Raw genomic sequence first — 26,180 nt, forward strand, 5'->3', positions numbered from 1 at the left:
CACCCCTTCCGATTCGCGCGGGTACTCGCCGCGCAGGAGTCATTCCTTCCTTGCTTGAACGTCCCCGCAGCGGCGAACGGGCCGTCCTGATTGGCCTTCGCCTGCGCGGCTCCCGGGCCGGCGACTCGTTGGCGGAATTCCGCGAGCTGGCGCGCTCCGCCGGAGTCGAGACGGTGGCCGAACTCGGCGGTTCGCGATCCAGTCCCGATCCGGCCTATTTCATCGGCCGCGGCAAGGTCGGGGAACTGTGCGACCTGATTCGGGCGCATCGGGCCGAGGTGGCGCTGTTCAATCACGCCCTGTCGCCCGCGCAGGAGCGCAACCTCGAAAAGGCCTTGCAATGCCGCGTCGTCGATCGCACCGGCGTGATTCTCGACATCTTTGCACAGCGCGCCCGCACCTTCGAGGGCAAGCTGCAGGTGGAACTGGCCCAGCTCGAACACCTCTCCACCCGGCTGGTGCGCGGCTGGACACACTTGGAGCGGCAGCGCGGCGGCAGTATCGGATTGCGCGGACCGGGCGAAACGCAATTGGAAATCGACCGGCGTTTGATTGGCCGCCGCATCCGGCAGATCAACGAACGCCTGCAGCGCGTGCGGTCACAGCGCCACGTACGCCGCCATTCGCGCAGCCGCGCTGGAATACCGGCCATATCGCTCGTGGGTTACACCAACGCCGGAAAATCCACCCTGTTCAACCGGCTGACCGGCGCCGATACTTATGTCGCCGATCAACTGTTCGCCACGCTTGATCCGACCCTGCGGCGGCTGGACCTGCCCGGCGCGGGAAGCGCGGTATTGAGCGACACCGTGGGTTTCCTGCGCGATCTGCCGCATGAACTGGTGGCGGCGTTCCGCGCCACGCTGGAGGAGGTGCTGGAGGCGGACTTGTTGCTCAAGGTGGTGGACGCCGCCGATGAGGAACGTGACACACGCAGCGACGACGTCGGGAGGGTGTTGGAGGAAATCCACGCCGACGCCGTGCCGGTGCTGGAGGTCTACAATCAGATCGATCGCCTGCCGGTAGTCACGCCCCGTGTGGAGCGCGATGCGGCCGGCGCGCCCAAGCGGGTATGGGTCTCGGCGCGAACCGGAGCGGGGGTGGATCAATTAATCGCGGCCATCACGGAACGCCTGGGCAGCCGCTACTCCTGCCGGATATCACTGCCGCCGGCGGCCGGTCGTTTGCGCGCGCGGTTGCACGATGAGGGCGTCATACTTGCCGAGGTTCGTGATCCCCTAGGCGGCTGGCAGCTGACACTGGGCATCGACGCGCCGCGCCTGCGGCGGTTGTGTCTGCGTTGCGGTTTCGATCCTGATCAGATCGGTCCGGCCGTGGTCCATGCGGCGGCCTGACCGGCCGGTACTCCGGAACACAACCTGTGTACATCCGATAGTTCAAGTTGCAGCCGGCGCGCGCCTGCCCGTACAATCGCTGCGGAAAAACACCATGATTTGCATGTCCTTTCACTCACGGAAAGTCTTCCACCACGTCCCTGATTTTTTTCGGAGTAATGGCGCATGAGTTGGGATGACCAAAACAATCGCGACCCCTGGGGCCGGCGGGATGATGACGGACCGCCGGACTTCGAGGAGATGGTCCGGCGTATGCAGGAAAAGTTCAGCCGCCTGTTCGGTTCGGGCAAGGCGGGGGCTCGCGGCACCGGCGGCAATTCCGGCGCCCACCTGCCGTTGCTGTTTTTATTCGCGGTGTTTGTGCTGGTGATGGAATGCGCCTACGTCATACAGCCGGGCGAACGCGGGGTGGTGCTGCGCTTCGGCCGGCATGTCGCCACGCTAACGCCGGGCCTGAGCCTGCGCCTGCCGCGGCCGATCGAACGCGTCGAGAAGGTCAATGCCGACCTCGTGCAGTCGATGACGGACAAGGCCTCCATGCTGACCCGCGACGAGAACATCGTCGATATAGAACTGGAGGTGCAGTACAAGGTGCGCGAAAACGAGGTGGACCGCTATCTATTCAAGGTACGCGGGCCGGAGGGCACGCTGCGCCAGGCCACGGAGGCCTCCGTGCGCGAGATCATCGGCGGCAACACCATGGATTTCATACTCACCGACGGGCGCAATCAAATTGCGCGATCGATCAAGGAAACCCTGCAACGCATTCTGGACGACTATCAATGCGGATTGATGGTGAATGCCGTCAACATAAAATCCGCCAAGCCGCCCGACGAGGTGAAGGCCGCCTTCGATGACGCCATCAAGGCGCGCGAGGACGAACAGCGGTTGATCAATGAGGCCGAAGCATACAAGAACGACATACTGCCCAAGGCACGCGGGGCGGCGGCGCGCGCGCAGGCCGATGCGGAGGCCTACAAGGCCAAGGTGATTGCGCAGGCCGAGGGCGACGGCAGCCGCTTCACGCAACTGCTCGAACAATACCGCCGTGCGCCGGAGGTTACCCGCCAGCGGCTGTACATCGAGACCATGGAGTCGGTGCTGGGCAGTCTCTCGAGAGTCATCATCAACGATTCCGCCGCCCGTCCCCTGCTGTATCTTCCGTTGGAGAAATCCACCGGCGCAGCCGAGACTCCGCCGGCTGTACCGCCGCCGATCATGACGCCGGAAGGGACGAGCGAGAAAGTGGAACAACCGCCGGCATCCGGCGAATTGCATTCCCGCGGCGATGGCCGGGAGCGGGAGGAGCGCTGACATGAACCCGTTGCGCTCGCTGTTGTTGATCCTGGCCTTCGTCATTCTCGGCTGGTCGTGCACGTTCGTCGTCACCGAGCGCCAGCAGGCCTTGCTGCTGAATTTCGGCAGCATCATCGGTTCGGATTATGCCCCAGGCCTGCATTTCAAGTGGCCGTGGAATCAGGTGCGGCGCGTGGAGCGGCGCATCCTGAGCCTCGATGCCGGCGAACCGGAACGGTTTCTCACCAATGAAAAGAAGGATGTCATCGTCGATTCCTATGTGCGCTGGCGCATCGTCGACGTGGAAAAGTATTACCGGGCGACGCAGGGCGACGAGAACCGCGCCGGTCAGCTGCTTTATCAGGCGATCAATTCCAAGCTGCGCGAGGAATTCGGAAAACGCTCCGTGCAGCAGGTGGTCTCCGGTGAGCGCGGAGAGATCATGAACATCGTCACCCAGACGGTGGACAGCACCACCGGCAGCGATCTCGGCATCAAGATCGAGGACGTGCGCATCAAGCGCATCGATTTGCCGGCGGAGGTCAGCGGTTCTGTATACGGGCGCATGCGCGCCGAGCGCGATCGCGTGGCGCGCGACTTCCGTTCGCGCGGCGCCGAGGCGGCGGAGCGGGTTCGTGCCGACGCCGATCGCGAACGCACCGTCATCCTCGCCGATGCCTACCGCGACGCCGAGCGGGTGCGCGGCGAGGGCGACGCGCGCGCGACAGAGATTTATGCGGAGGCTTATGGCGCCGATCGGGAATTCTACGATTTTTACCGCAGCCTCAACGCCTACAAAAACAGTTTCTCGGGCAAGAACAACATGCTGCTGCTGAGCCCCGACAGCCAGTTCCTGAAGTACTTCAACTCCGACAAGCCCCCTGCGCCCTGAGTTCCAATACATGACCGTGTGGCAGGAATTTTTCATCGCGCTGGGGCTGATGCTGGTGTTGGAAGGCATCGGCCCGTTTGTGTATCCCACCGCCATGCGGCGGGTGTATTTCACGGCCGCGCACCTGCGTGAACCGGTGTTGCGAACCCTGGGATTGCTGTCCATGTTGTTCGGTCTCATCCTCATGTACGGGGCGAGGTAGGCGCGCGTGCGCGACTCGGAACGCTGGCTGTTGCCGGAAGGCGTGGAGGAAATCCTGCCGCCGGAGGCCGAACGGTTGGAGGCGCTGCGCCGGCGCGTGCTGGATCGACTGCAGGCCTGGGGATACGAGATGGTGGTGCCGCCGTTCGTCGAGCATCTGGAGGCGCTGTTGACGGGCATGGGGCGCGATCTCGATTTGCAGACCTTCAAACTGACCGATCCGAAAAGCGGCCGGCAGCTCGGCGTGCGCGCCGACATGACGCCACAGGTGGCGCGCATCGACGCACATCGGCTGCGGCGCGACGCGCCCACACGGCTGTGCTATATCGGTACCGTGCTGCACACTCATGCCGCCATGCCGGGCGGCAGCCGGAGCCCCCTGCAACTGGGCGCCGAGTTGTATGGCCACGCCGGCGTGGAGAGCGACGCCGAGGTGATCTGTCTGATGAGCGACATCCTGACGCTGGCGGGAGTCAGACCGCTTTGTCTCGACATCGGCCACATCGGCATCTTCCGCGGTCTCGCGCGCAAGGCCGGGCTGGATGCCGATCGTGAAATGGAACTGTTCTCGCTGCTGCAGCGCAAGGCGGCGCCGGAAATCGCGGAATCAGCGCGGGCCTGGCGTCTGGCCGCGCCGCTGCGTGACCGGTTGCTGGCCCTGACCCGGTTGAATGGCGGCAGCGCGGTGTTGAACGAGTCACGGCAACGCCTGCGGGGCGCGGGCGCGGAGGTTGCGCGCGCGCTGGAGGATTTGCGCCGCATTGCCCACCTGCTCAAGCGCCGTCTGCCGGGGGTGGCGCTGCACTTCGATCTGGCCGAATTACGCGGCTATCACTATCACACCGGCGTGATGTTCGCCGCCTACCATCCGGGCGAGGGACAGGCGCTGGCATGGGGCGGGCGCTACGACAACGTCGGCAGGGTCTTCGGCCGCGCGCGCGCCGCCACGGGTTTCAGTCTCGATCTGTTGCGCCTGTTGCGCCGCCAGCCGCCGGGCAGGCCCACTGCGGTCCGCCGCATACTTGCGCCATCGACGCCGGCGGACGCGGCGCTTCACGAGACGATCGCGGCGCTGCGCCGCCGCGGCATGCGCGTCATCATGGATTTGCCCGGCAAGCGGGGCAACGCCGGCGCGCCCGGCTGCACGCACAGACTTGTGCGCAGCCGCGGCGGCTGGCGCGTCGTCAGGCTTTAAACGGTTTCCTTTCAAGCGGGCAGCCAACGTGGGCAAAAACGTCGTCGTGATCGGCACGCAGTGGGGGGACGAGGGCAAGGGCAAACTGGTCGATCTGCTGACCGATCGCGTGCGTGCCGTGGTGCGTTTTCAAGGCGGTCATAACGCCGGACACACCGTCGTCGTCAACGGCAAGAAAACGGTCTTGCATCTGATCCCGTCGGGAATTCTACGGGAGGGCGTGGAGTGTCTGATCGGCGGTGGCGTGGTGGTCAGCCCGCAGGCACTGGTCGAGGAGATCACGATGCTGGAAAAGAGCGGCATAGTCGCGCGTCCGCGGATTTTTTTGAGCGACGCCTGCCCGTTGATTTTGCCATACCACGTCAAGCTCGATCAGGCGCGTGAACTGGCCAAGGGCAAGGCGGCGATCGGCACCACCGGCCGCGGCATCGGCCCGGCGTACGAGGACAAGGTCGCGCGCCGCGCCTTGAAGGTGGGCGATCTTCCGCACCGGGAGCGCTTCGCCGCCAAGTTGGGCGAAGTCCTGGACTTCCACAATTTTTCGCTGCAGCACTATTACAAACAGCCACCGGTGGATTTTCAGCAGTGCCTGGATGAGGCCATGCAGAGCGTCGGGATGCTGGCGCCCATGATCACCAGCATTCCCGATCGCATCGCCGCGCATCAGGCCAGCGGCAGTAACATACTGTTTGAGGGCGCGCAGGGCACGCTGCTCGATGTTGATCACGGCACCTACCCCTACGTCACTTCGTCCAATACCACGGCGGGCAACGCGGCCACCGGCAGCGGCGTGGGACCGCGTTGCCTCGATTATGTGCTGGGCATCACCAAGGCCTATACCACGCGCGTCGGCGGAGGTCCGTTCCCGACCGAGCTTACCGATGACGTGGGCGAATATCTTTCCAAGCGCGGCAACGAATTCGGCGCCACCACCGGCCGCCGCCGTCGCTGCGGCTGGTTCGACGCCGTGGCGCTGCGCCGTTCGCGACTGATCAACAGCCTGTCCGGTTTGTGCGTCACCAAACTGGACGTGCTCGACGGCCTGGACACCATCCGTCTTTGCACCGGTTACCGCCGTGACGGCGAAACTTTCCTGACGCTGCCCGGCAACGCCGATGCGCTGGTGGGCTGCGAGCCGATCTACGAGGAGTGGCCCGGCTGGAAGGAATCCACGCTGGGCCTCCGCCGCTATGCCGATCTGCCGAAGAACGCGCGGACCTACCTGGAGCGGATCGCTGCAACCGTCGAGACGCCTCTGGATATCATCTCCACCGGCGCCGATCGTGCCGACACCATTATTCTCCGCCATCCCTTCGATTGAACAGGTTCCGGCCGCTGGTGCCGGGGAAAATCTGTGCTATGTTTGTGGTATGGTGGAAGAAAAATATTAGACCCGGTTCACGGGCGCTCCTTGGGGAGGTTTCCGGACCACACACGGCAGGCCATTCTCGTGGCGGTGCAGCATAAATTGTGTGTATGACGCCGGCCCATGCGGGACAATCAAATTCCTGTTTATTGGCTGAAGACAAGACGGAATATCTATGAACATATTAAATAGAATGAAATTGGCGCAGAAACTCGCGCTGATGGTGGTGATCCTCATGGTGCCGGCAGTTTATCTCATCTATCTATTGGTGGAGGAGAAAGACGTCACCATAAACATGACCCGGCAGGAGATCACGGGCACCGAATATCTGAAGCCGGTCTATGGTCTTCTGGAGCACGTCATGGAGCACAGGGGCATGACCAATCTGCTGCTGGGCGGAGACACCGGCATCAGCGCCAGTGCCGAGGAAAAGCGTCAGGCGATAAACAACGACATGCAAACGGTGGCCGCGGCCGAGGCCCTCTACGGTCGGAGCTTGAAGACCAGCGAACGCTGGACGTCGGTAAAGAATGATTGGGACAACCTCAAGGATCAAGGACAGGGCCTGACCCGGGAGGAAAGCTTCAAGCGCCACACCACCCTGATCACCGACATCATCGCCCTCATCACCCAGGTCGGCGATACCTCCAATCTGGTGCTCGATCAGGAACTGGACGGTTCTTACCTGATGACGACGGTGGTATCAAAAATGCCATCGCTGCTCGAAACCATCGAGGCCCTGCGCGAGAAGGTCGCCATGGGCCTCTTGAAAGCGCAGACGGATGACGCCCATTCCGAGTTTTCCACCATGGTGGTTTTGGTGCGCAATCAGACCTACGTATTGCAGCGTGGCATGGGTGTGGCTTTTGATTACAACCCGGCGCTCAAGTCGCAGTTGTCCGGCCCGCTGGATGAATTCATGAATCAGTCCGCGAAATTCACCGAGATGGTGGACAGGGAGATCGCGCGCGGGGCGGGCAAGGCGGGCGTCGGCGATGCCGCCGTCGCCAGCGCGCAGGACTTGTTTCAGGCGGGTAGCAACGCCATCGCCGCCGCCGTGAAACTCAACGAGATGAATCTGACCGCCCTGGATGAACTGCTCAAGAGCCGCATAGATCGTTTCAACAAAAAGAAATACCTGGCCCTGGTCAACGTCCTGATCGGCATCGCCATCGCCGTTTTTTTTGCCCTGTTCATCACCCGCTATATTTCTCACAACGTCGACGGCCTGATCTCGGTCATCAAGCAGTTTTCGAAGGGCAATTTCACCATCGAACTCTTTGAAAACAACGACAAGGACGAGATCAGCAGGCTGTTCAATTCGCTGCATGATTTGCAGGTCAAGCTGGCGGAAGTGATCAACGGCATCCGCGCCGGCGCCAACGAGGTGACCGCGGCCGCGGATCAGGTGGCACAGGGGAATGCCAATCTCTCCCAGCGCACCCAGGAACAGGCCTCGAATCTGGAGGAAGTGGCGTCGAGCATGGAGGAGATGACCGGAACGGTGGATCAGAATGCGGCCAATGCGCAGCAGGCCAATCAACTGGCCTCGGCCTCACGGGAACAGGCGGACAAGGGCGGTTCCGTGGTGGGCCGCGCAGTGACGGCGATGAACGAGATCACCGTTTCCAGCAGCAAGATCGCGGACATCATCGGCGTGATCGACGAAATCGCCTTCCAGACCAACCTGTTGGCCCTGAATGCGGCGGTGGAGGCCGCGCGGGCGGGCGAACAGGGGCGCGGCTTCGCCGTTGTGGCTTCGGAGGTGCGTAATCTGGCCGGACGCAGCGCCACGGCGGCGAAGGAGATCAAGGGTCTGATCCAGGACAGTGTGTCCAAGGTGAAGGATGGCGCGAAACTGGTCAACGACGCCGGCAAGGCACTGGAAGAGATCGTGACGTCGGTGAAAAAGGTGAGCGACATCGTGGCCGAGATCGCGGCGGCAAGCCAGGAGCAATCTTCGGGAATTGCGCAGGTCAACAAGGCGGTGCTGCAGATGGACGAAATGACGCAGCAGAACGCCGCGCTGGTGGAGGAGGCCGCAGGCGCCAGCGAATCCATCAGTGCGCAGGCGGAGGAACTCATGGCCATGGTGGGATTTTTCAAGGTGGAGGAGAAAGCGGTGCAACAGATGCATAAAGTCGAGGCGGCGCAACAGATGGCGTCACCCAAGACTTCTGGCGCGCTGGGCAAGGAATCGCGCACCTCCGCAGAGGAAGGGAGGAAGGCCCCCAAGCCGGCACTCATTCAAAAGGCGCAAAAACAGGATGATAGCGAGTGGCGGGAGTTTTAATCTAAAATCATCCCGCATTACCCCACCATTCCACCCGTTGAGGAGACATCGGCCATGAATACGGCGGCGCAGGCTGTCGACAAGCAGGCGACCGGAGAGGAAGCGGCCAGCCAGTATCTCACCTTCATGCTGGCGGGCGAGGAATATGGGGTGGACATCCACAAGGTGCAGGAAATCCGCTGCTGGGAGCAGCCCACCATGTTGCCGAACGCGATCAACTTCGTGCTTGGCGTCATCAATCTTCGCGGCACGGTGGTGCCCATCATCGATCTCAGACGCCGCTTTGGCCTTGAACACGGTGAGTTTGGGCCCACTACCGTGGTCGTGGTGGCCAAGGTCTCCTGCGCGGACAAGGATCGCGTCGTCGGCGTGGTGGTGGATGCCGTATCGGAGGTATACAACGTCAATGATGAACAGGTTCGCCCCGCCCCGGATCTGGGCGGCGCCATCAGCACGGATTTTGTCAAGGGATTGGTCACATTGGGCGAGAAGATGATCATTTTGCTGGACATCGATAAGCTGATTAATGCGGGTCTTTTCAAGGAGCTGGACAAGCAGGAATAGCAATGTCGGTGCACGCCCGAAGTATCCCGGGCGCGCCAGGCGCGGTATTGAGGATCATAAATTGAGAGCGACAGATATGGAATCAGAGGCCGCTGACAAGAAGAAGATCAAAATACTGCTGGTGGATGATTCCGCCTCCATGCGGGAAATGGTCAGTTTTACGCTGAAGTCCGGGGGATACGAGGTGTCGCAGGCCACCGATGGTTTGGAAGCCCTCGCCCTTGCCCGCGCCCATCAGGTCAACCTGGTCATCACCGACATTAACATGCCCAATATGGATGGCTTTACCCTCATCCGGGAATTGCGCAAGCTGCCCGGCTACAAATTCACTCCCATCCTCACCCTCACCACCGAGGACAGCGCCGACAAAAAACAGCAGGGGCAGCAGGCAGGCGCCACGGGCTGGATCGTGAAACCCTTTGATCCTGAGCACCTCTTGCAAACGGTGAAAAGAGTGCTTTGATCCTTCAATTGCTCTTCGGAGGCATTGTCAGTCACCTCCCGGATATGATGCCATGGCCGTAGACCTCGACCTGTCCCAATTCCACGGCCTGTTCTTCGAGGAAAGCGCCGAGGGGCTCACGGCCATGGAGTCCGGTTTGCTGAACCTGCGCACGGACGCCCCGGATCTCGAAATCATCAACATGGTCTTTCGCGCCGCGCATTCCATCAAGGGCGGCGCCGGCACCTTCGGGTTCAACGAGGTCGCGCACTTCACGCACATTCTTGAAACCTTGCTGGACGAGATGCGCGATCGCAAGCGCGGCGTGACCCAGGAATTGATCGACCTGCTGCTGGAGTCGGTGGATGGCCTGCGCTATATGCTGGATTCCAGCAAGAACGGCAGGGCCACGGACATGCAGCGGATGCGGGCGCTGGAACAGCGGCTCACCACGCTGCCCAGGGAGGCACACAACGAGGGCGAGGCACGCTGGCAGATTAAATTCACCCCCCGACGCCATCTGCTGAAGACCGGCAACGACCCTTATCGCATCTTTCGCGAACTACAATCCACCGGCGGACTGACGGTCAAGGTCAATGCCCAGCGGCTGCCAAATTTGGCTGAACTGGATCCGGAGGAAATTCACCTCGATTGGGAATTGTACAAAAAGGCGGGCGAGACGACGGAGGCAAGCATCCGGGAACTGTTTGCCTGGGTGGAGGGCGATTGTGATCTGCAGGTTGCCCTGCTCGGCGAGCGGCGGCATATGGTGGAGAGGCGCAAAGGCCGCGAGCCGGAGGGGGGAGAGGCGGAGGCGGAGACCGCTGGCAAGGGCCATGAGCAGGCCTCCATTCGCATCAATATCGAAAAGATCGACGGTCTCATCAATCTGGTGGGCGAACTCGTCATTACACAGTCCATATTGAACCGCATCGCGTCAGATCACGCGGTGGACAGCAGGGCGGAGAAACTGAAATGGGTCGTCGGGTTGCTGGAGCGCAATACCAGCGAGTTGCAGGATCATGCCATGCGCATACGCATGCTGCCCATCGATTTCACCTTCAACCGGTTACCCCGGCTGGTGCGCGACCTCAGTCGGTCGCTCGGCAAGCAGGTCGAGTTGAAGATCAGCGGCAACAGCACGGAGGTGGACAAGACCGTGCTTGAAAAGATTTCCGATCCGCTGGTTCACCTGATTCGCAACGCGGTTGATCACGGCATAGAAAAGCCCGAGGACCGGCTGGCGGCGGACAAACCGGCGCAGGGGCTGATTGAAATCAGCGCGCATCAGGAAGGCGGTAACATCATCATAAAAATCAGCGACGACGGCGCCGGCCTGAATCCGGAACGGATACTGGCAAAGGCACGGGAACGCGGGCTGGTGGCGGAGCACGAAGAGTTGACGCCCATGGAGGTCCAAAATCTTATTTTTCAGCCGGGATTTTCCACGGCCTCGGAGGTCAGCGACATCTCCGGGCGCGGGGTGGGGATGGATGTCGTCCGGCGCAATATCACCGATCTGGGCGGCCACATAGAACTGATGTCGGTGCCGGGGAAAGGCTCCATATTCAACATCAAACTGCCGCTGACGCTGGCCATCCTCGATGGCCAGCTTATTCGCATTGGCCGCGAGGTTTTCATCGTCCCCCTCCTGAACATCGTCGAATCCATCCAGCCGCGCAAGGCCCATGCGCTAGAGGTGACCGGACAAAACGAGGTGTATCGTTTCCGTGATCAATACATTCCCGTGATCCGGCTGTACCAGTGTTTCACCATCCCGACGGAAATCCGGGAACTGCCGCAGGGTCTGCTGGTGGTGGTGGAAGCCGGAGAACAGCGGGCGGCCCTGTTCGTGGATGAAGTGCTGGGGCAGCAGCAGGTGGTGATCAAGAGCCTGGAGGCGAACTATCAACAGGTCGCCGGCCTGTCCGGCGCCACCATACTGGGGGATGGGACGGTTGCCATGATCATTGATGTCCCCGGCCTCATTCATATGCTGCGCGCGAAAAAGGCTGTTCGCGCGGTGGTTTGAATCGTCAAGGTTCGATTACCGATCATGCCGTTGGATTTCATTCAGGAGGGGCGCGCATAGTGGCCAGAAAGAAGAAATCTCCCCGCACCACGCGGCCCGTGGAAGAACGGGATGTCAGCGCCGACCCTCGCGAACCCGCACGGAATTCCACCGTCCAGAATCATGCGCCCATCACCCTGGAGCCCGTCATTACGATCTCCGAGGCCGCCGCATTGAAAGATCAACTGCTTCCCCATATCGGCCGTAGCGGCGAAATCATCATCGATGGCTCGCGGGTGGAATCGGTGGATACCGCGGCCCTCCAGGTATTGCTGGCATTTGTGCGTTCCGCCCGCGCCCAAGGCGCCATCATACGCTGGAGCGGGATTTCAAGCGCGTTGCAGAACGCCGCCCAACTGCTGGGCATCGCCAGACTGATCAGCCTGCAGACGTGATCAGAAATCACGACGAGGCGCGGATGTGATGCAAGTGAATGCCAGTTTCAGCCGGCTCGAGTTGACAGACGATGATTTCGATTATCTCTGCACTTTGATCTACGATCAGGCGGCCATCCGGCTGACGTCCGCGAAGCGGGAGTTGGTGTACGCGAGACTCGCCAAGCGCGTGCGGGCGCTGGGGTTGCAATCCTTCAGGCAATACTGCGACTTGCTGCGCGGCGGCGACGAGGGGGAGCTGGTTCTTTGCGTCAACGCAATCACCACCAATGTCACTTCTTTTTTCCGCGAGGCCCATCATTTTGAGTTCTTGGAGCAGACGGTGTTGCCGGAACTGGTGGAGGCAAAAATCCGGACGGGGGTCAGGCGCCTGCGGCTCTGGTCCGCCGGTTGTTCCTCGGGTGAAGAGGCCTATTCCATCGAAATCGTCCTCCGGGAGCAGACGGTATTGCAGAATTGGGATGTCAGAATGCTGGCGACTGACCTCGATACGCATATACTGGAACGGGCGCAACGTGGAATTTATGATCTCAAGCAAATTGAAAGGGTGTCACCGGAGCGGCGCAGCCGCTGGTTCAGACTGGGCATCGGCAGGAATGAAGGGTTGGTGAGCGTGATACCGGGATTGAAGGAACGCATAAGTTTCCGCCAGATCAACCTCAAGGAGCCATGGCCCATGCATGGGCCCTTCGATGTGATCTTCTGCCGAAATGTGGTGATCTATTTCGACAAGGAGATGCAGAAGAAATTGTTCACGCGGTTCGCCGATATATTGTCCCCCGACGGCCATCTCTTTATCGGCCACTCGGAAAGCCTGTTTGGGGTGTCCGATCGCTTCAAGCTGGCGGGCCCCACCGTCTATCGGAAGGTTTCCTGATGCGGCAAAAAAACACACCGGCAATTTATGACTGTCTGCCGCAGGCATTGCCCGGCTTTGAGAACATCAACCGCTACTGGGACAACAAACACAACATCTATGCCGCCAAGATCGTGCAAGGCGAATACTATGTGACCACGCACAATGAAATCATCACCACGGTGCTGGGCTCCTGCGTGTCGGCCTGCATCCGCGATTGGAAGATCGGCATTGGCGGGATGAACCATTTCATGCTGCCGGCGGAGGGCAAATACAAAAGTGGCGCCTGGCGGGACAGTCCGGTGGACACCGCCGCCCGCTACGGGAACGTCGCCATGGAGCGTCTGATCAATGCCATACTCTCGCATGGCGGCAGGCGCGATCACCTCGAAGTGAAGGTGTTCGGCGGAGGAAGATTGCTCAACATCGCCATGGACATCGGTCGGGACAACATCGATTTCATCAAAAAATATCTTGATACGGAAAATCTGGAGATCAAGGCGGAAGATCTCGGCGGCGAATACCCCCGGAAGCTGGAGTATTTCCCCGCCAGCGGACGGGCGCGGGTGAAGAAACTGTTGAAGACGCACAACGACACCATCTTCCAGCGCGAGCAGAACTATATCGAGGCGCTGAAGCACGTCGCTGTTGAAGGCGGTGTCGAACTGTTCGGGAAATGATTTCGATAAATATCGTCCCTCTATGAAGTCGATACGCGTGCTCATCATCGATGATTCCGCATTGGTGCGGAAACTGTTGACCGAAATATTGAGTTCGGATCCGGACATCGAAGTGGTGGGTGCGGTTATGGATCCGCACATCGCCCGGCAGAAGATCAAGGAATTGAACCCCGATGTACTGACCCTCGATGTGGAAATGCCGAGGATGGACGGCCTGAGTTTTTTGCGCCAGTTGATGCGTCTGCGGCCCATGCCGGTGGTGATGATTTCCAGCCTGACCCAGGAAGGCGCGGAGACCACCCTCGACGCGCTGGCGATGGGCGCGGTGGATTTCATCAGCAAACCCAAGGTCGACGTCGCCAACCTGTTGCAAGATTATGCCGAGGAGATCGTCAGAAAGATCAAAAACGCGGCGGCGGTGAAGGTCCGGGCGCGGGTGAACAAACCGACCAGCACGGGGGTGGCAAGGCAGGAGGCGGGACCCGCTGGCGGCGCGCTGGATGTCGATTCGAAATATTCCGCGACGGCAATCCTGCAGCGTCCCGTCAATATCAAGGTCATAAAGACGACGGACAAGATCATCGCCATCGGCGCATCCACCGGCGGCACCGAGGCCATCAAGGAGGTCCTCGAGCAGATGCCAGCGGATACCCCGGCAATCCTGATTGCCCAGCACATTCCGTCCGTGTTCAGCAACGCCTTCGCGCAGCGGATGAACCGGTCTTCGTCCATGACGGTGGTGGAGGCGAGTGACGGGCAGCAGGTCATGCCCGGCCACGTCTACATCGCGCCAGGCGATCAGCATCTGCTGCTGAAGCGCGACGGCGCCCGTTATCGCTGCAGCTTGAGCGACGGCCCCCCCGTCAACAGGCACCGACCCTCCGTGGATGTATTGTTTCGCTCGGTGACGCAGGCGGCGGGAAAAAATGCGATTGGCATCATCCTGACCGGCATGGGCGCCGATGGGGCACGAGGATTGGGGGAAATGCGCGATGCCGGGGCCATCACCATCGCGCAGGATGAAAAGAGCAGCGTGGTCTGGGGTATGCCGGGGGAGGCGGTCAAACTGGGCGCGGCGCAGAAAATCGTGGCGCTGGACCAGATACCGGCCGCTATCATGACGGGATTGAGGGAGTTGCAGGCCTGAATGCCGTTGCCGCGGGACGATGCGAATATCGGCTCAAGGGTTGAGTGACCGCCCACGGGGGCAGAAACCTTGATTATGCCGCGGGTGTTCGTTTATGGTGCCTTATCCACCCTCAAATCATTGGGTCCCTGGGAATGTACAGCGTGTTTGCGCGACGGCCTGTGATGAACAACGAAAAACAACAACCCGCCTTCAATGCCTTTCATGATCTGGTTCTGAAGGTAAACGAATTCATTCTCGAGGAGCAGGGTCTGCTTGACGAGGAACTGGCACGCATGGGCAGGCTGGTGCAGGAGGCGGTCGCCAATCTGCACAAGAGCTTTAATGCCATGAGCGACAAGATTGTCAGGCAGTCCGAGGAACTGCAATCGCAGGGTGCGCGAGACCTGAATACCGAGGCCGGCAAGGAGATGAAATCGCTGCTGCAATCCACTCATCAGATCAGTTCCATCGTGGTCCAAGCCGTCATCTCATTGCAGTTTGAAGACATCGTCCAGCAGCTTATCCTTCACTCGCGCCAGCGCATCACCGAGATACAGAGGTTGATGCAGGCGTTACAGACGCACATGGACGAACTGGTTTCCTCGAACGCCAGCGATGGCCGGGAACTGCTGAGCATGGTGGAGGCATGTCAGGACGAGATCAACAAGACGCGGCAGGCGCTGACCTTGAGCCATCCCGCGAAACAGGAATCCTTGAATAAAGGGGATGTAACGCTATTTTAAATCACCGTTTCGTTTACCGGGCGATGTGCCCGCCATGAATGGAAAATCAAGCAGCCCATCCGCCGGCAGGATGCCGGGTGGGCGGGGGCGTCGTTTTCGCGGATGAGGTTTAATCGATAATGTGAAGCCGGCAATCATGTTGCAGCGAATATTGATCATCGACGACTCCGAGGATGTGGAGGTTCTGGTGCGTTTCTGCGCCCAGGCCTCCTGGCCCGAAGCAGTGCTGGAGATGTACGACCCCAGGTGCGGCCTGCCGGAGGCTTCTTTCAACTGGAGCCGGTATGATCTCCTGTTGCTGGATTTCGATCTCGGCCTTGTGGATCAAAACGGCCTGGATTGGCTGTTGCAGTTGAAAAGCGAACCCCGATTGCCGTGCGTGATCATGATGACGGGCTATGCCAGCGAAAAATTGGCCGCCAAGGCCGGCGCGACGGGCGTCGAGGGATTCATCGACAAAAATAAATTGACCCCAGAAACATTCGCCCACGCCGTCCGTCAGGCCATGGAGGCGAAGCGTGAGGCGATGAAACGCGCCGTTCCGGTGGGCGATAAAACGGAGTACATCAGTCCCGAGGACAGGCAGAAGCTCTGGCCTCCCGCCACTGGCCCGTCCGTCAAGGCGGGGCCCGCCGTTCAAAAGCCGGCGGCCGTGGAAGAGCGGCCCCGGGTACCGCCATCCACCGTGCCCCCCAAGCCGGCTGCGCCGAAAGAGGCGACCGCGACCACTCTGGCCCGAACAACCACCACCACGCAGGAACGCAAGGCCAGGCAGCCAGCCGACATTACCATCATGGTGCCGGGTTATACCGTCACCAAAAAAATAGGCGAGGGGGGGATGGCGTCGATCTACCTGGCCGAGCGCGATGAGGATAATCTCAAGGTGGTGCTGAAAATATTGTCCCTCAAGCAAAAGGAGGATTCAGTGCTGCTGCGCCGCTTCATGCGGGAATACAAGCTAATCGCCCAGATCGAGCATCCGAATATCGTCCAGATCTATGAACGCGCGTTTGCCAGCAGTTTTGCCTACATCGCCATGGAGTATTTCGAGCATGGCGATCTGGCCGAGCGTCTCCGCAACCGCATTGATGGCAAGACGGCGATCAAGTACCTGCACCAGATCGCCGAGGGACTTGGCGCCGCCCACGCCAAGGGTATCGTGCACCGGGATCTGAAGCCCGCGAATATCCTGTTCCGTTCCGAGCATGAGCTGGCCATTTCAGATTTCGGCATCGCCAAGGAGGTGGAATCCGATACGCTGCGCAAGCAACTGACCGTGGACGGCGCCCTGCTGGGCACGTTGTATTACGTCAGTCCGGAACAGATTCTGGGCGGGGATGCGGATCAGCGCAGCGACATCTACAGTCTTGGGGTCATCATGTACAAGATGCTCACCGGCAAGCATCCATACAGCGGCAATTCGCCGGCGCAGATTTTTGAGGGGCACATCAATGCCCCCATCCCCCTGCTGCCGCCGCCATACACTTCCCTGCAACCGCTGCTTGACGGCCTGCTCGCCAAGGATCCCAACGAGCGTTTTCAGAGCACGGAGGATTTGTTGATGGGCATCAATTGGAAGGAATGGAGTTGATCGAGACGAATCCTGAGAAATCCTTGTTGGCTTCGTCCAAAACCGGCCGGGTCAAAGATTGAGCAATTCGCCCACCACGTCCAACACGTGGGCGGGCTGCACCGGCTTGGTGAGCCAGGCGTCCTTGAGTGCGCCCAGTTCCTGCTCCGCCTTGCTTTGTTCAGATTCCGTCGTCAACACGCAGATGGGCGTTTTCATATAGCGCGGCAGTCTCTTCACCTGCTGTAGAAAGGCCAGGCCATCCATGTTCGGCATGTTGACGTCCGTGATGATGAGGTCAATCTGGCCGATGTCTTTCTGGCCCAGTTTTGTCAATGCGTCCCTGCCATCCTCCGCAGTGATGGTGTTATAGCCGCCCATCTTGAGCGTGGTGCCGATCACCGCACGCACGGACTTTGAATCGTCGACGATGAGTATGGTTTTTGGCATCATTACGCTCCCAAATCACGCGGGCGCGCCGGTCTGCGAGCCCGCCAGTTGTTGTTCCAGTTCAACATGAATCTCCTTCAGCCTGCCGCTGATGACGCTGACCAGCCCGGGCAGGCCGGCCAGATGCCTTCTTTCTTTGGCGTTGCGTTCGACGGCCAGCAAATCATCGCTGAGCGAATTGATCCCGAGATAGGACAGTATCGGACGCACCTTGTGCACCGCACGGGCGAGATGATCCCACTGCTGGCTGGCGATGGCGTTGTCGATATCGGTTAGGGCCGTCATGACCGATAACCGCCCCATCTTCAACATCTCTTTCATCATTTCCTGATCGCCGGCGCAGGTATTTTTCAGCGCTTCCAGATTGATCAGTCCCATGACCGGATTCCATGGCCGCCAGCGCGCGGCTTAAAAGGTCTTCCGCCTGCGGAGTGTTTCATGGATTTTTCTGTACAAATCCATGCGGGTAAACGGCTTCATCAGATAGTCATCAATGCCGGCTTCCCGCAGCTTTTCCTGGGGAGCCAGATCCGCGGTCAGCGCCACGATGATGACATCGCGTTTGGGCTTGTCAAAATCCTCGCGTATGTGTTTGGCGAGTTCGTAGCCGTCCATGATCGGCATGTTGATGTCAGTCAAAATAATATCATAGTTATTCCGGCGAAACTCGCCAAGCCCCTTTTTGCCGTTGTCGGCAGTGGTGACATGAATGTTGTCGAAGTCATCGAGGAATTTCAGGATCACGAAAATATTCATGGGCTCATCATCGAGGAGCAGAAGCGATATCGATTCGAATTCGCCCAGCGGCCGCTCATCCACCGCCGGCACGGCGATTTGAACGGGTTCGCGATGGATGTCGTATTCCAGTTTGAAGCTGAAGGTGGTTCCAACTCCTAGGGTGCTGCTCACTGCCACGCTTCCGCCCTGCGATTCCACCAGTTTTTTGAAGATCGCCAGGCCCAATCCGCTGCCCTTCAAGGCATCACGGCGGGCGTCGACTTGCTGATAGGCATCGAAGATATACGCCAGTTTGTCCTCCTGGATGCCGAGACCGGTGTCCTGAACCGTAAAATCCAGCAACGCCCTGGATGGAGTCACCTTCTCAGCCCCGACCCGGACCTCCACGTGTCCGGTCTCCGTGTATTTGATGGCATTGCTGATCAGGTTTTGAAGAATCTGGCTGAGCCGCGCCGCGTCGCCCATCAACGTCAAGGGAACGGATTCATCGAGCCGGCAGATCAATTGTATGCCCTTGGAGTTGGCCTGGTTCGAGAAGATGCTGATCTGCCGATCCAGAACGGCCTTCAGTGAGAATGGGGCGCGGACGAATTCGATCTTGCCGGCCTGTATGCGCTTGATGTCCAGCAGATCGTTGACGATCTGGAGCAGGAGATCGGAGGAATGCCCGAGCTTGTGCAAATACTCCCGCTGTGATTGATCCAGGGCCGTCCTGGACAGGATGTCGATGAATCCCACCACGGCGTTCATGGGCGTGCGGATGTCGTGGCTTACCGACGCGATGAACCGCTCCTCGGCCGACTTGCTTTCCTCGGCCTTTTCCTTGGCCTTCACCAGCGCGTCCTCCATCTGCACACGCTCGGTGATGTCACGAGTCACCGCCTGCCAGCCGCCTGGCTTCCCTCCCTCAAGCACCACCTGCGTATTCTGTTGCATCCAGCGGGTCTCGCCGCTGCGGGTGACGATGGGAAATTGCAGGGAGGTGGTGGCCACGCCTTTCAGCATTTGTTTGAGGTATGAACGCAGGATTTTGTGGCGGTAGGCTGGATGCACCAGATCCAGGGCGTTCATGCCCAGCAACTCCTCCTTGGAATATCCGGTAATCTGGCTGCCCACTGAATTGACGAAAGTGAAATAGCCGCGGGCATCGGTGGTGTAGATGATATCCATCGCGTTGTTGACGATGCTTTGGAATTTTTTCTGTTCGCCGAACAGCGTCGCCTCGGCCTCCTTGCGCTGGGTGATGTCGCGATAGATACCGCGGATCTGGTAGGGCTTGCCGTTGTTGAACAGGCAATTGACCGTGCCGTCCACATAGACATGCCTGCCATCCTTGGCGATCAGGACCGACTCTAGCGTGAGATTGGTGCCCGCCAGCAGTTTGCTCATGTTCTCCAGGCTTGCCTTTATCTCATCCGGGTGCAGCACTTTGCTGTAATTCAGTTTTTTCAGTTCGGTTTCCGTGTAGCCCAGAGTCTCAAGCCATTTGCGGTTCACGTAGGCGAAGGTGCCGTCGATATAGATGATGAAGATCAGGTCATTGGCGTTGTCGAACAGATCACTCAGTCGCCGTTCGCTCTCCTCCAGCTTCATGCTGAAGTGCAGTTCCTGAACCATGTCATCCCGCAGTTTCTTGACCAGTTTCTCGTTATGCAGGCGCAACAACACATTGCGCAGGAAGAAACCATACTGGCGGCTGGCCAGGGCGAACATCAGACCGACGTAGGTCAGCAGCAGTACCGCCAGCATCTGCTGGGTATAGGGACGGGTGGCGAGCAACCAGAAAATGACCGGTCCGGAACTGCTGAAGGCAAACACCGCAAAGCTGGAGGGCTGGGCACTGAGCGTGATCACCGCGCTGCCAATGAGGGCGAGCAGGATCATGACCGAGAAGCCGACCATGGTGAGAGAGTTGCCGGGCGGAAGGGCGAGCAGACCGAAGCTCCAGACCAGGCCGCCGGCCATCACCCACGCGTTAAACAGGCGCATGTCACGAGCAATCCGGTCAAGTTTCATCCCGGACTTGAGGAATTGCCCGGCCTGATGGATACGCACGACAGAGATGACTGCAAGGCCCGTGAGCCAGGAAAGCAACAAATGGTTGGAGACCTCGCCGTAATAAGCAATGACGCAGGTTACCGCCCCCAGCATCGATATGATCTGACCCTGGGCGGCGGACTGGCACAGGGTTTCCAGCAGGCTGATCCGCACCAAGGGGTGATGTTCGGTGAAGTGTTCAACCGAGTTGTCTTCCGACGGCATGGAGGCCGGGATACCCTCTTCCAGGCTCCGATCGCGGTATTCCGCTTTCGTATGCATGTGCGAATTCAACGCGATGCCGCTTTTAACGTTTGTGCAGCGGCGAGCGCATCCATCACTTCGTCCAGGTTCGCATAGCGCTGTTCCGGCGATTTGGCCAGCATCCGCTCGAGCACCGGCTGATAGCAGGTCAGCGCCGTGGGAAGTTTCGGCACGGGCTCGTGGTTGTGCTGATAAACCACGGCAAACAGCGAATTGCCGGGGTAGGGGACCGTGCCTGTCAATAATTCGTACAACATGACGCCCAGGCTGTAAATGTCGGTGCGTTGATCCACCGGTTTGTTGTTGATCTGTTCGGGACTGATGTAATAGGGAGTGCCCAGGATATCTCCCATGATGGTCAGTGTTTCCGGGGCTGATAAGTTTTTGGCGATGCCCAGATCGGCAATCACCAATGTCTCTCGATCCTTGAACAGGATGTTGCTCGGCTTGATGTCCCGGTGAACTATATTCCTCTCGTGCAGGGCCTTGAGGCCGTCGATAATCTGGAAGATGTAATCCAGCGCCTTGGCCGTGGTCACTTCGCCGCGTTCGATGCTTCGCGCCAGGTCGCCCAGGTGTATGTATTCGGTCGCGTAATAATAAATCTGGTTTGGGATGACGCCGTGATCCAGTATTTCGATGACGTGCGGATGATGCAGGTTGGAGAGAATTTCTATCTCTTGTGAGAAGCGTTTGATCGCCGTCCTGTTTCCGGGATTGTCCTGAATTTGGAGGACCTTGAGTATGACCGGTTTGTGATCGGATAAACGTTCCGCGCGCAGAGTGGTGGTGGTGAAGCCTTTGGATACGACGGCGAGGCAGCGGTAACCGGGGATATTCCAGTCACCCAGTTCGCGGCGGACATCTTCCATGTCGCCTTCCGTGTGATCGATGGCCTCGCGGGCACGCACCGCGTCGCTGATCATGTCGAACAGCCGATCGGTGGCCACGTCATTTTTCACCAGATAGTCGTCCGCGCCCTTGCGGATGGCCTTGACCGCAACGTTTTCGTTGCCCATGCCGGTGATCATGATGACGATGGGCGGGCGGGCGCTGTCCTTGATTCTCACGAGCAGGTCAATGCCCGTTTCCGCATCCAGACCGAGATCGTAATCCAGGAGCACGATGTCATGCCGGCTCCATGGATATTGAGGACCGGGCAGTCCGGAGAGGGCGGGATCGTATTCCTCTATTTCGGCGTCGGGCCACTTCTGCAACAGCCGCTTTTTCAGCAGCCAGCGCGTATGGGCACAATCGTCGACGATCAGGTATTTCATCGCGTCTTTATTCCCGGCCGGTGACCGCCACACTGCCATCGAATAAGCGCGCCAGATCCAGAACCGGCACCGGGCCGTGGCTGGGATCGGTAAAGCAGGAGATGGCGATATGTTCCCAGCCGTCGTAATTGGACGGGTAGTCGCAAATCTGATCGTCGGTGACTTTCCGGCTGAAGGGCAATCCCCCGAGCCTGAGCCCGCCAAAACGCACATCACCAGTCGCCGCCGCATAGGCCACGATCATGATGACCTGCCCGCCGGCAACGCTGACAGCGGATTCGTGCCGCACCAGGATGCCGAGATCGAACAATGGCACCACCTGCCTCTGCCAGAGAAATACGTCATGGCACCAGCGCGGGCTGCGCGGCACCGGGTGGAGACTCAGCCATCCGGAAAGGATGTGGGCGATTTCGCCTTCGCCCACGGCCACGTATGCCTCTGGTGCGATCGGCAACAGCCAGGCCCGGCAGTCGGTCGCATTCATCGTTTCAGCCTCGACGTGCTGCAGACTGGGGGTGGACGCGCGGAGGGTGGTTGAGTATCCGGATCAGGTCGGCGGTTTTGCAAACGCTGAAGAGACTGCCGTTATGCACAGCAACAATGGGGATGATCGACCCCTCGGTTCGCATGCACGCCGGCAGGACGTGGAACTGCAAACCACTGCCTCCGATTACACTCGCTTCATCACAGGTAACGCCCAGGGTCGCGCCATCTTCCCGGAGAACCGCGCATAGACGCCGGCGGATTTCATGAGCAGGTACGGGCTGTAAATCCTCATCCAGGGTCACCGCCGGCACGGTAGCGTCCTGTATGGCGATCATGGCCATTGAATTCCCGGCGGTGGGTGGGGGAATCACGCGCGCGATGGGCTCCACGGCCAGCAATTCCGCCGCCGGGAACAGGAGCCGGGTCCTGCCCATGACCACCTTGAGATATTCAGTGGTCATGCGGATTCCCTGGTGGCTGGAAGCGCCTGGAGACGCCGGATTTCCTCCAGGAGTTGATCCTCGGAATAGGGCTTGGTGAGATATAGATTTGCGCCGGCAGCCAGTGCCTCCTGCTGGTGTTTGGCCACGGCGCGGGAGGTGATCATGATGAAGGGAAGGTGCGCGGTGCTTACACTGGCGCGCAGGTGTCCCACCAGTTCCAATCCATTCATTCTCGGCATTTCCAAATCGGACAAAACGATGTCGGGCACATGGGCCGTGATGAGATCCATCGCTTCGATTCCATCCCTGGCCTGGCGCACTTCGAAACCGGCGTCCTGCATGAAATGGACGAGTGACCTTCGCGCGCTCAGCGAATCGTCCACCACCAGTGCGGTGGGAAGTTTCGCGGGATGAAAATCGGAGCGGGTGTGGCGCATTGTGGAGGCAGCGTGGGACAGGGGACGCCGCAGCAGTTCGCCGACATTCACGACCGGGGTGAGAGTCCCGTCGCTGAGCAGGGTGATGCCGGCGATACCGGGTATCTTGGGAATGTAGTCACCCAGACCTTTGACGACAAAATCGCTGCTGGACACGATCCGGTCCACCATCACGGCCTGGCGGCCCGTGTCGGTGTCGAAAAGGATCGCCGTGCGCGGATGCCGGTCCGCCGCGCGTCGTTCGTAACTCGTGTTCAGAAGATTTTCGACGGCTGTGGCCGGGTATTCCTGCTTACCGGTGCGGAACACCCAGCGTTCGTCGATATTGCGCAGTTTTCCGTTTTCATGATGCACGATCTGGGCGATGTCACGATTGGCGATGACCAGCATTCGTGGGCCCATCCTGACTTGGAGGCCGAAGATTGATACGGTGGTTTGCGGCAGCCGGATATGCACAGTGCATCCCTTGTGGTTCTCGCTCTCAATGCTGAGTGTTCCCGACATGTCCATGATGCTCACATAGACCGCATCCATCCCGATGCCGCGGCCCGAGAGCTGAGTCACTTTTTCCTTGGTGGAGAAATTCGGCCGCAGGATGAACTGCTTGAGTTCCCCCTCATCGATCATTTCGCCTTCCTTCAACAGTCCCTGATCGATTGCCTTGCGACGGATCGCGTCCAGATCCAGTCCACCGCCGTCATCCCGGCACTGCACCAGCACATGGTTGCCTTCTCGCGAGAATTTCAGATGGACATGGCCGGCGGGGGGCTTGCCCTGGGCCGCGCGTTCATCCGCGGATTCGATGCCGTGATCCACGGCATTGCGCAGCAGGTGCATGATGGGGTCGAGCAGGGCGTTCAGCGTTTCGCTGTCCATGAGGGTGTCGCCACCCTCAAGATGCAACTCCACCTGTTTGCCGGCGAGTTTCGCGGCCTGCCGCACGCAGCGCTGCAGGCGCTGGACATGGGTGTCCGCGGGCAGCATCTTGACCCGGATGACATTTTCCTCGGTTTCGTTGTTGAAACGCGCCTGCACGGCCAGCAATTCCCGCAGCTTGGCCAGCTTCGTGGAGATGGCCTGGCCGACCTCGATGGCATCCATGGCGATCTCCGTCAACCGCTTGCTGTGGGAGTACAGTTCGCTGTATTGCTCCATCTCCAGCGTGTCGTGGCGGCTGCCGCCGGCGAGGGGCTGGATCTGATTCAAATTCTTGATGTCGGTCAGTTCCTCAACCTTGCCGCCCACCTGCCGGAGCTGGTCAAAATAGTCCTGCATGTCCTTCAACTGGTGCAGGGCCTCCTGGATGGAATTGTGGATCCGGCCGGTCATGATTTTCGATTCGCCGACCTGCCGCAACAGGGCATCCACGAAATCCGACGGCACCCGCAGCACGGGCGCCGTCTCGCGCTCCTCCGGGATTTTTTCCAGTTGGACTTTGTCGTTCGCGGCGGGCACCGTGGTGGTTCCTGTGACAGGCGTGGGCGTGGCCTCCACGGAGGCCAGGGCGGCAATGCCCTCCCGTTCGATGAGGCTCACCATGTCGAAAATGGCCTGCAGGGTCTCTTGCGCATCCGCCGGCGGATCACCGTGGCCCAGCAGGGACTCGCTCATCGCGGACAGACAGTCGGCGGCATTCATCAGTATCCCGGCGATGCGCGGGGATGGCAGGGTCTCGTGCTTGTGGAGGGCGAGGAGAATGTCCTCCAGATGATGGGTCAGGGTGGCGATGCCGCGTATGCCCACGGTGTTGCCCGCGCCCTTGAGCGTGTGGGCGATGCGTTTGGCCGCGAGGATGTCCTCCTGCGTGCCGCCGTTGCTCAGCCGTTGCAGCGCGGCGGACAAGGCTTCGGTTTGCGCAGGAAGCTCCTGCAACATGGCGTCCAGAAGATCATGATCCACATCGCTCTGCAAGGCGATGGACACATCCGCCGCCGTGGCAAGTCGTGGTTGCTGAGATTTCTCTTCCCCGGCAGCACCCGGATTCTGGGCCTGATGGAGCGCGGTGATGGCGCGCGCCCGGACCTCATCCGCCGGCTGTGGCCAGCGCGGATCGCGAATGCATTGGATGAGCCGGTCGAACTGCACCGGATCGGCGGGATTCTGCAAATGTGCAAGGACCGCGTCCGTCCATTCGTACAACAGATTGATCAAGGCGCCGGCTGGCGCGGCATCGTGACTGTCGATGGACTGAAGGTTCGCCCGCGCCAATGCCACTATTTCGCCCAGGCCCTTCATGTCCACGCTGCCGACCGCATCGCCGTACAATTGCAGCGACGCGGCCAGGTCCTGCAGGGACTGGCTTATGGCCCCTGCGTCCACATCCTCGCCGCGCAGCTGGTTCATGACGGTTGCCGTGGAGTCACGGATGTTGAGCATCTCGGAGGCCATGACCTCGTAGAGTTCCCGGATTTGCGGCGGCAGACCGTCGTGGATATGGATTCGGGCTTTTTCTTGCGCAGGCGCGGCTTCCACCACCGGCGTGTCTTCCTGCGTCTGCTCCAGAACGGTGAGATCGAGCTCCGTGCTCGGTTGGTTGCGGCTTGAAGCGGGCTGTACGTCCAGCAATCCCTTCAACATCGCCACATCGTCTGATTTGAGGGAGGCGCCCCAGCCGGGATGGCTGACGATTTGAAGCAGGGCTTCCTTGCGCCCGCCGACGGTCGGCGCTTCGAGGTAATCACGCAAGACCTGCGGCCAACGAGCCATCGCCTCCCAATCCGCTTTCTTCAGCGCGGTGCCGGAGGATTGCCTGGCCTCCAGACAGTCTTTGAAGATCAGGCAGAGGTCGAGCAGACCCGCGAAACCCGCCATGGCCGCTTCGCTGCCCGCCATCTCCAGGCCCGTGCAGAACGATTGCAGGCGCTCGCGCCAGCCGGCTTTGCCCTGGAACACTGCCGCCAGCCGGTCGAGCTGCAGGATCAGTGATTCGGGCAGGTCGGTCATTTTCGTGTTCAATCGCGTGCGGTGACGTTCAGGCAGCCGGGGCAACGGCCATCGTAC

At 60.1% G+C, this 26,180-nt stretch carries 23 protein-coding genes; 16 read left to right on the forward strand and 7 right to left on the reverse strand.

All coding sequences use genetic code 11. The annotated features are described in order from the left end of the window. Nucleotides 1-50: 50 nt before the first annotated feature. The 16 genes from hflX (at nt 51) to VMH34_03870 (ending at nt 17,069) form a co-directional block, all read left to right on the forward strand. The gene (gene hflX / locus VMH34_03795) at nt 51-1,355 is read left to right on the forward strand and encodes a ribosome rescue GTPase HflX (protein ID HTT07893.1); all 1,305 of its coding nucleotides are present in this window, start codon (nt 51-53) and stop codon (nt 1,353-1,355) included. 165 nt (nt 1,356-1,520) lie between these two features. Then, nucleotides 1,521-2,669, forward strand: a complete 1,149-nt coding sequence (gene hflK / locus VMH34_03800) for an FtsH protease activity modulator HflK (protein HTT07894.1) — start codon at nt 1,521-1,523, stop codon at nt 2,667-2,669. 1 nt (nt 2,670) lies between these two features. Continuing rightward, nucleotides 2,671-3,543 carry a protease modulator HflC gene (gene hflC / locus VMH34_03805; GenBank protein HTT07895.1) on the forward strand — a complete coding sequence of 291 codons (873 nt, stop codon included), beginning with the start codon at nt 2,671-2,673 and terminating at the stop codon, nt 3,541-3,543. A gap of 10 nt (nt 3,544-3,553) precedes the next feature. Then, a complete protein-coding gene (locus VMH34_03810; protein ID HTT07896.1) occupies nt 3,554-3,745 on the forward strand; it encodes a DUF2065 domain-containing protein in 192 nt (63 codons plus the stop codon). 6 nt (nt 3,746-3,751) lie between these two features. Then, nucleotides 3,752-4,939, forward strand: coding sequence for an ATP phosphoribosyltransferase regulatory subunit (locus VMH34_03815; protein HTT07897.1), 1,188 nt, complete (start codon nt 3,752-3,754; stop codon nt 4,937-4,939). A 28-nt stretch (nt 4,940-4,967) separates the two neighbouring features. Further along, nucleotides 4,968-6,260 (forward strand): adenylosuccinate synthase, encoded by a 1,293-nt coding sequence (locus VMH34_03820; GenBank protein HTT07898.1) that lies wholly within the window; start codon nt 4,968-4,970, stop codon nt 6,258-6,260. A 220-nt stretch (nt 6,261-6,480) separates the two neighbouring features. Further along, nucleotides 6,481-8,598 (forward strand): methyl-accepting chemotaxis protein, encoded by a 2,118-nt coding sequence (locus VMH34_03825; protein HTT07899.1) that lies wholly within the window; start codon nt 6,481-6,483, stop codon nt 8,596-8,598. Between the two features lie 54 nt (nt 8,599-8,652). Next, nucleotides 8,653-9,162 carry a chemotaxis protein CheW gene (locus tag VMH34_03830; protein ID HTT07900.1) on the forward strand — a complete coding sequence of 170 codons (510 nt, stop codon included), beginning with the start codon at nt 8,653-8,655 and terminating at the stop codon, nt 9,160-9,162. A 76-nt stretch (nt 9,163-9,238) separates the two neighbouring features. After that, nucleotides 9,239-9,625 (forward strand): response regulator, encoded by a 387-nt coding sequence (locus tag VMH34_03835; GenBank protein HTT07901.1) that lies wholly within the window; start codon nt 9,239-9,241, stop codon nt 9,623-9,625. A 52-nt stretch (nt 9,626-9,677) separates the two neighbouring features. Continuing rightward, nucleotides 9,678-11,636 carry a chemotaxis protein CheA gene (locus VMH34_03840; GenBank protein ID HTT07902.1) on the forward strand — a complete coding sequence of 653 codons (1,959 nt, stop codon included), beginning with the start codon at nt 9,678-9,680 and terminating at the stop codon, nt 11,634-11,636. Between the two features lie 59 nt (nt 11,637-11,695). Continuing rightward, entirely contained in the window at nt 11,696-12,070 is a 375-nt protein-coding gene (locus tag VMH34_03845; GenBank protein HTT07903.1) for an STAS domain-containing protein, read from the forward strand. 34 nt (nt 12,071-12,104) lie between these two features. Then, nucleotides 12,105-12,947, forward strand: a complete 843-nt coding sequence (locus VMH34_03850) for a protein-glutamate O-methyltransferase CheR (protein ID HTT07904.1) — start codon at nt 12,105-12,107, stop codon at nt 12,945-12,947. Next, nucleotides 12,947-13,606 carry a chemoreceptor glutamine deamidase CheD gene (cheD, locus tag VMH34_03855; protein HTT07905.1) on the forward strand — a complete coding sequence of 220 codons (660 nt, stop codon included), beginning with the start codon at nt 12,947-12,949 and terminating at the stop codon, nt 13,604-13,606. Before VMH34_03850 ends, cheD begins: the two co-directional genes overlap by 1 nt. Before the next feature lie 22 nt (nt 13,607-13,628). After that, nucleotides 13,629-14,753, forward strand: coding sequence for a chemotaxis response regulator protein-glutamate methylesterase (locus tag VMH34_03860; protein HTT07906.1), 1,125 nt, complete (start codon nt 13,629-13,631; stop codon nt 14,751-14,753). Nucleotides 14,754-14,917: 164 nt separating this feature from the next. Continuing rightward, nucleotides 14,918-15,478 (forward strand): hypothetical protein, encoded by a 561-nt coding sequence (locus VMH34_03865; GenBank protein ID HTT07907.1) that lies wholly within the window; start codon nt 14,918-14,920, stop codon nt 15,476-15,478. A gap of 136 nt (nt 15,479-15,614) precedes the next feature. Next, a complete protein-coding gene (locus VMH34_03870; GenBank protein ID HTT07908.1) occupies nt 15,615-17,069 on the forward strand; it encodes a protein kinase in 1,455 nt (484 codons plus the stop codon). A gap of 51 nt (nt 17,070-17,120) precedes the next feature. Here the strand turns inward: VMH34_03870 and VMH34_03875 are convergent, their stop codons facing one another. Genes VMH34_03875 through VMH34_03905 form a run of 7 tightly spaced genes read right to left on the reverse strand, consistent with a single transcriptional unit; the run spans nt 17,121 to nt 26,123 of the window. Further along, nucleotides 17,121-17,498 carry a response regulator gene (locus VMH34_03875; protein ID HTT07909.1) on the reverse strand — a complete coding sequence of 126 codons (378 nt, stop codon included), beginning with the start codon at nt 17,496-17,498 and terminating at the stop codon, nt 17,121-17,123. Between the two features lie 15 nt (nt 17,499-17,513). Then, complete coding sequence (locus VMH34_03880; GenBank protein ID HTT07910.1) at nt 17,514-17,876, reverse strand: hypothetical protein; 363 nt, start codon at nt 17,874-17,876, stop codon at nt 17,514-17,516. 30 nt (nt 17,877-17,906) lie between these two features. Further along, on the reverse strand, nt 17,907-20,555 hold the full coding sequence (locus VMH34_03885; GenBank protein HTT07911.1) for a PAS domain S-box protein: 2,649 nt from the start codon (nt 20,553-20,555) through the stop codon (nt 17,907-17,909). 8 nt (nt 20,556-20,563) lie between these two features. Beyond that, nucleotides 20,564-21,814, reverse strand: a complete 1,251-nt coding sequence (locus VMH34_03890) for a protein kinase (GenBank protein ID HTT07912.1) — start codon at nt 21,812-21,814, stop codon at nt 20,564-20,566. A gap of 7 nt (nt 21,815-21,821) precedes the next feature. Continuing rightward, nucleotides 21,822-22,298: a chemotaxis protein CheW gene (locus VMH34_03895; GenBank protein ID HTT07913.1), complete on the reverse strand. Its 477-nt coding sequence runs from the start codon at nt 22,296-22,298 to the stop codon at nt 21,822-21,824. Between the two features lie 4 nt (nt 22,299-22,302). Beyond that, nucleotides 22,303-22,761 carry a hypothetical protein gene (locus VMH34_03900; GenBank protein ID HTT07914.1) on the reverse strand — a complete coding sequence of 153 codons (459 nt, stop codon included), beginning with the start codon at nt 22,759-22,761 and terminating at the stop codon, nt 22,303-22,305. Next, on the reverse strand, nt 22,758-26,123 hold the full coding sequence (locus VMH34_03905) for a response regulator (GenBank protein HTT07915.1): 3,366 nt from the start codon (nt 26,121-26,123) through the stop codon (nt 22,758-22,760). The genes VMH34_03900 and VMH34_03905 overlap by 4 nt, the downstream gene beginning before the upstream one ends. Nucleotides 26,124-26,180 lie beyond the last annotated feature (57 nt).

It is taken from the genome of Gammaproteobacteria bacterium (genome assembly GCA_035501935.1).
Taxonomy (GTDB): Bacteria; Pseudomonadota; Gammaproteobacteria; order JAJPIJ01; family JAJPIJ01; genus JAJPIJ01.

What these genes read in the sequence shown, in the direction of transcription:
- VMH34_03890 (HTT07912.1), bottom strand. Translation starts at nt 21,814, where the DNA reads ATGAAATACCTGATCGTCGACGATTGTGCCCATACGCGCTGGCTGCTG.
- VMH34_03840 (HTT07902.1), top strand. Translation starts at nt 9,678, where the DNA reads ATGGCCGTAGACCTCGACCTGTCCCAATTCCACGGCCTGTTCTTCGAG.
- VMH34_03860 (HTT07906.1), top strand. Translation starts at nt 13,629, where the DNA reads ATGAAGTCGATACGCGTGCTCATCATCGATGATTCCGCATTGGTGCGG.
- VMH34_03825 (HTT07899.1), top strand. Translation starts at nt 6,481, where the DNA reads ATGAACATATTAAATAGAATGAAATTGGCGCAGAAACTCGCGCTGATG.
- cheD (HTT07905.1), top strand. Translation starts at nt 12,947, where the DNA reads ATGCGGCAAAAAAACACACCGGCAATTTATGACTGTCTGCCGCAGGCA.
- VMH34_03810 (HTT07896.1), top strand. Translation starts at nt 3,554, where the DNA reads ATGACCGTGTGGCAGGAATTTTTCATCGCGCTGGGGCTGATGCTGGTG.
- hflC (HTT07895.1), top strand. Translation starts at nt 2,671, where the DNA reads ATGAACCCGTTGCGCTCGCTGTTGTTGATCCTGGCCTTCGTCATTCTC.
- VMH34_03905 (HTT07915.1), bottom strand. Translation starts at nt 26,123, where the DNA reads ATGACCGACCTGCCCGAATCACTGATCCTGCAGCTCGACCGGCTGGCG.
- VMH34_03880 (HTT07910.1), bottom strand. Translation starts at nt 17,876, where the DNA reads ATGGGACTGATCAATCTGGAAGCGCTGAAAAATACCTGCGCCGGCGAT.
- VMH34_03865 (HTT07907.1), top strand. Translation starts at nt 14,918, where the DNA reads ATGAACAACGAAAAACAACAACCCGCCTTCAATGCCTTTCATGATCTG.
- VMH34_03900 (HTT07914.1), bottom strand. Translation starts at nt 22,761, where the DNA reads ATGACCACTGAATATCTCAAGGTGGTCATGGGCAGGACCCGGCTCCTG.
- VMH34_03870 (HTT07908.1), top strand. Translation starts at nt 15,615, where the DNA reads ATGTTGCAGCGAATATTGATCATCGACGACTCCGAGGATGTGGAGGTT.
- VMH34_03875 (HTT07909.1), bottom strand. Translation starts at nt 17,498, where the DNA reads ATGCCAAAAACCATACTCATCGTCGACGATTCAAAGTCCGTGCGTGCG.
- VMH34_03885 (HTT07911.1), bottom strand. Translation starts at nt 20,555, where the DNA reads ATGCATACGAAAGCGGAATACCGCGATCGGAGCCTGGAAGAGGGTATC.
- VMH34_03895 (HTT07913.1), bottom strand. Translation starts at nt 22,298, where the DNA reads ATGAATGCGACCGACTGCCGGGCCTGGCTGTTGCCGATCGCACCAGAG.
- VMH34_03830 (HTT07900.1), top strand. Translation starts at nt 8,653, where the DNA reads ATGAATACGGCGGCGCAGGCTGTCGACAAGCAGGCGACCGGAGAGGAA.
- hflK (HTT07894.1), top strand. Translation starts at nt 1,521, where the DNA reads ATGAGTTGGGATGACCAAAACAATCGCGACCCCTGGGGCCGGCGGGAT.
- VMH34_03835 (HTT07901.1), top strand. Translation starts at nt 9,239, where the DNA reads ATGGAATCAGAGGCCGCTGACAAGAAGAAGATCAAAATACTGCTGGTG.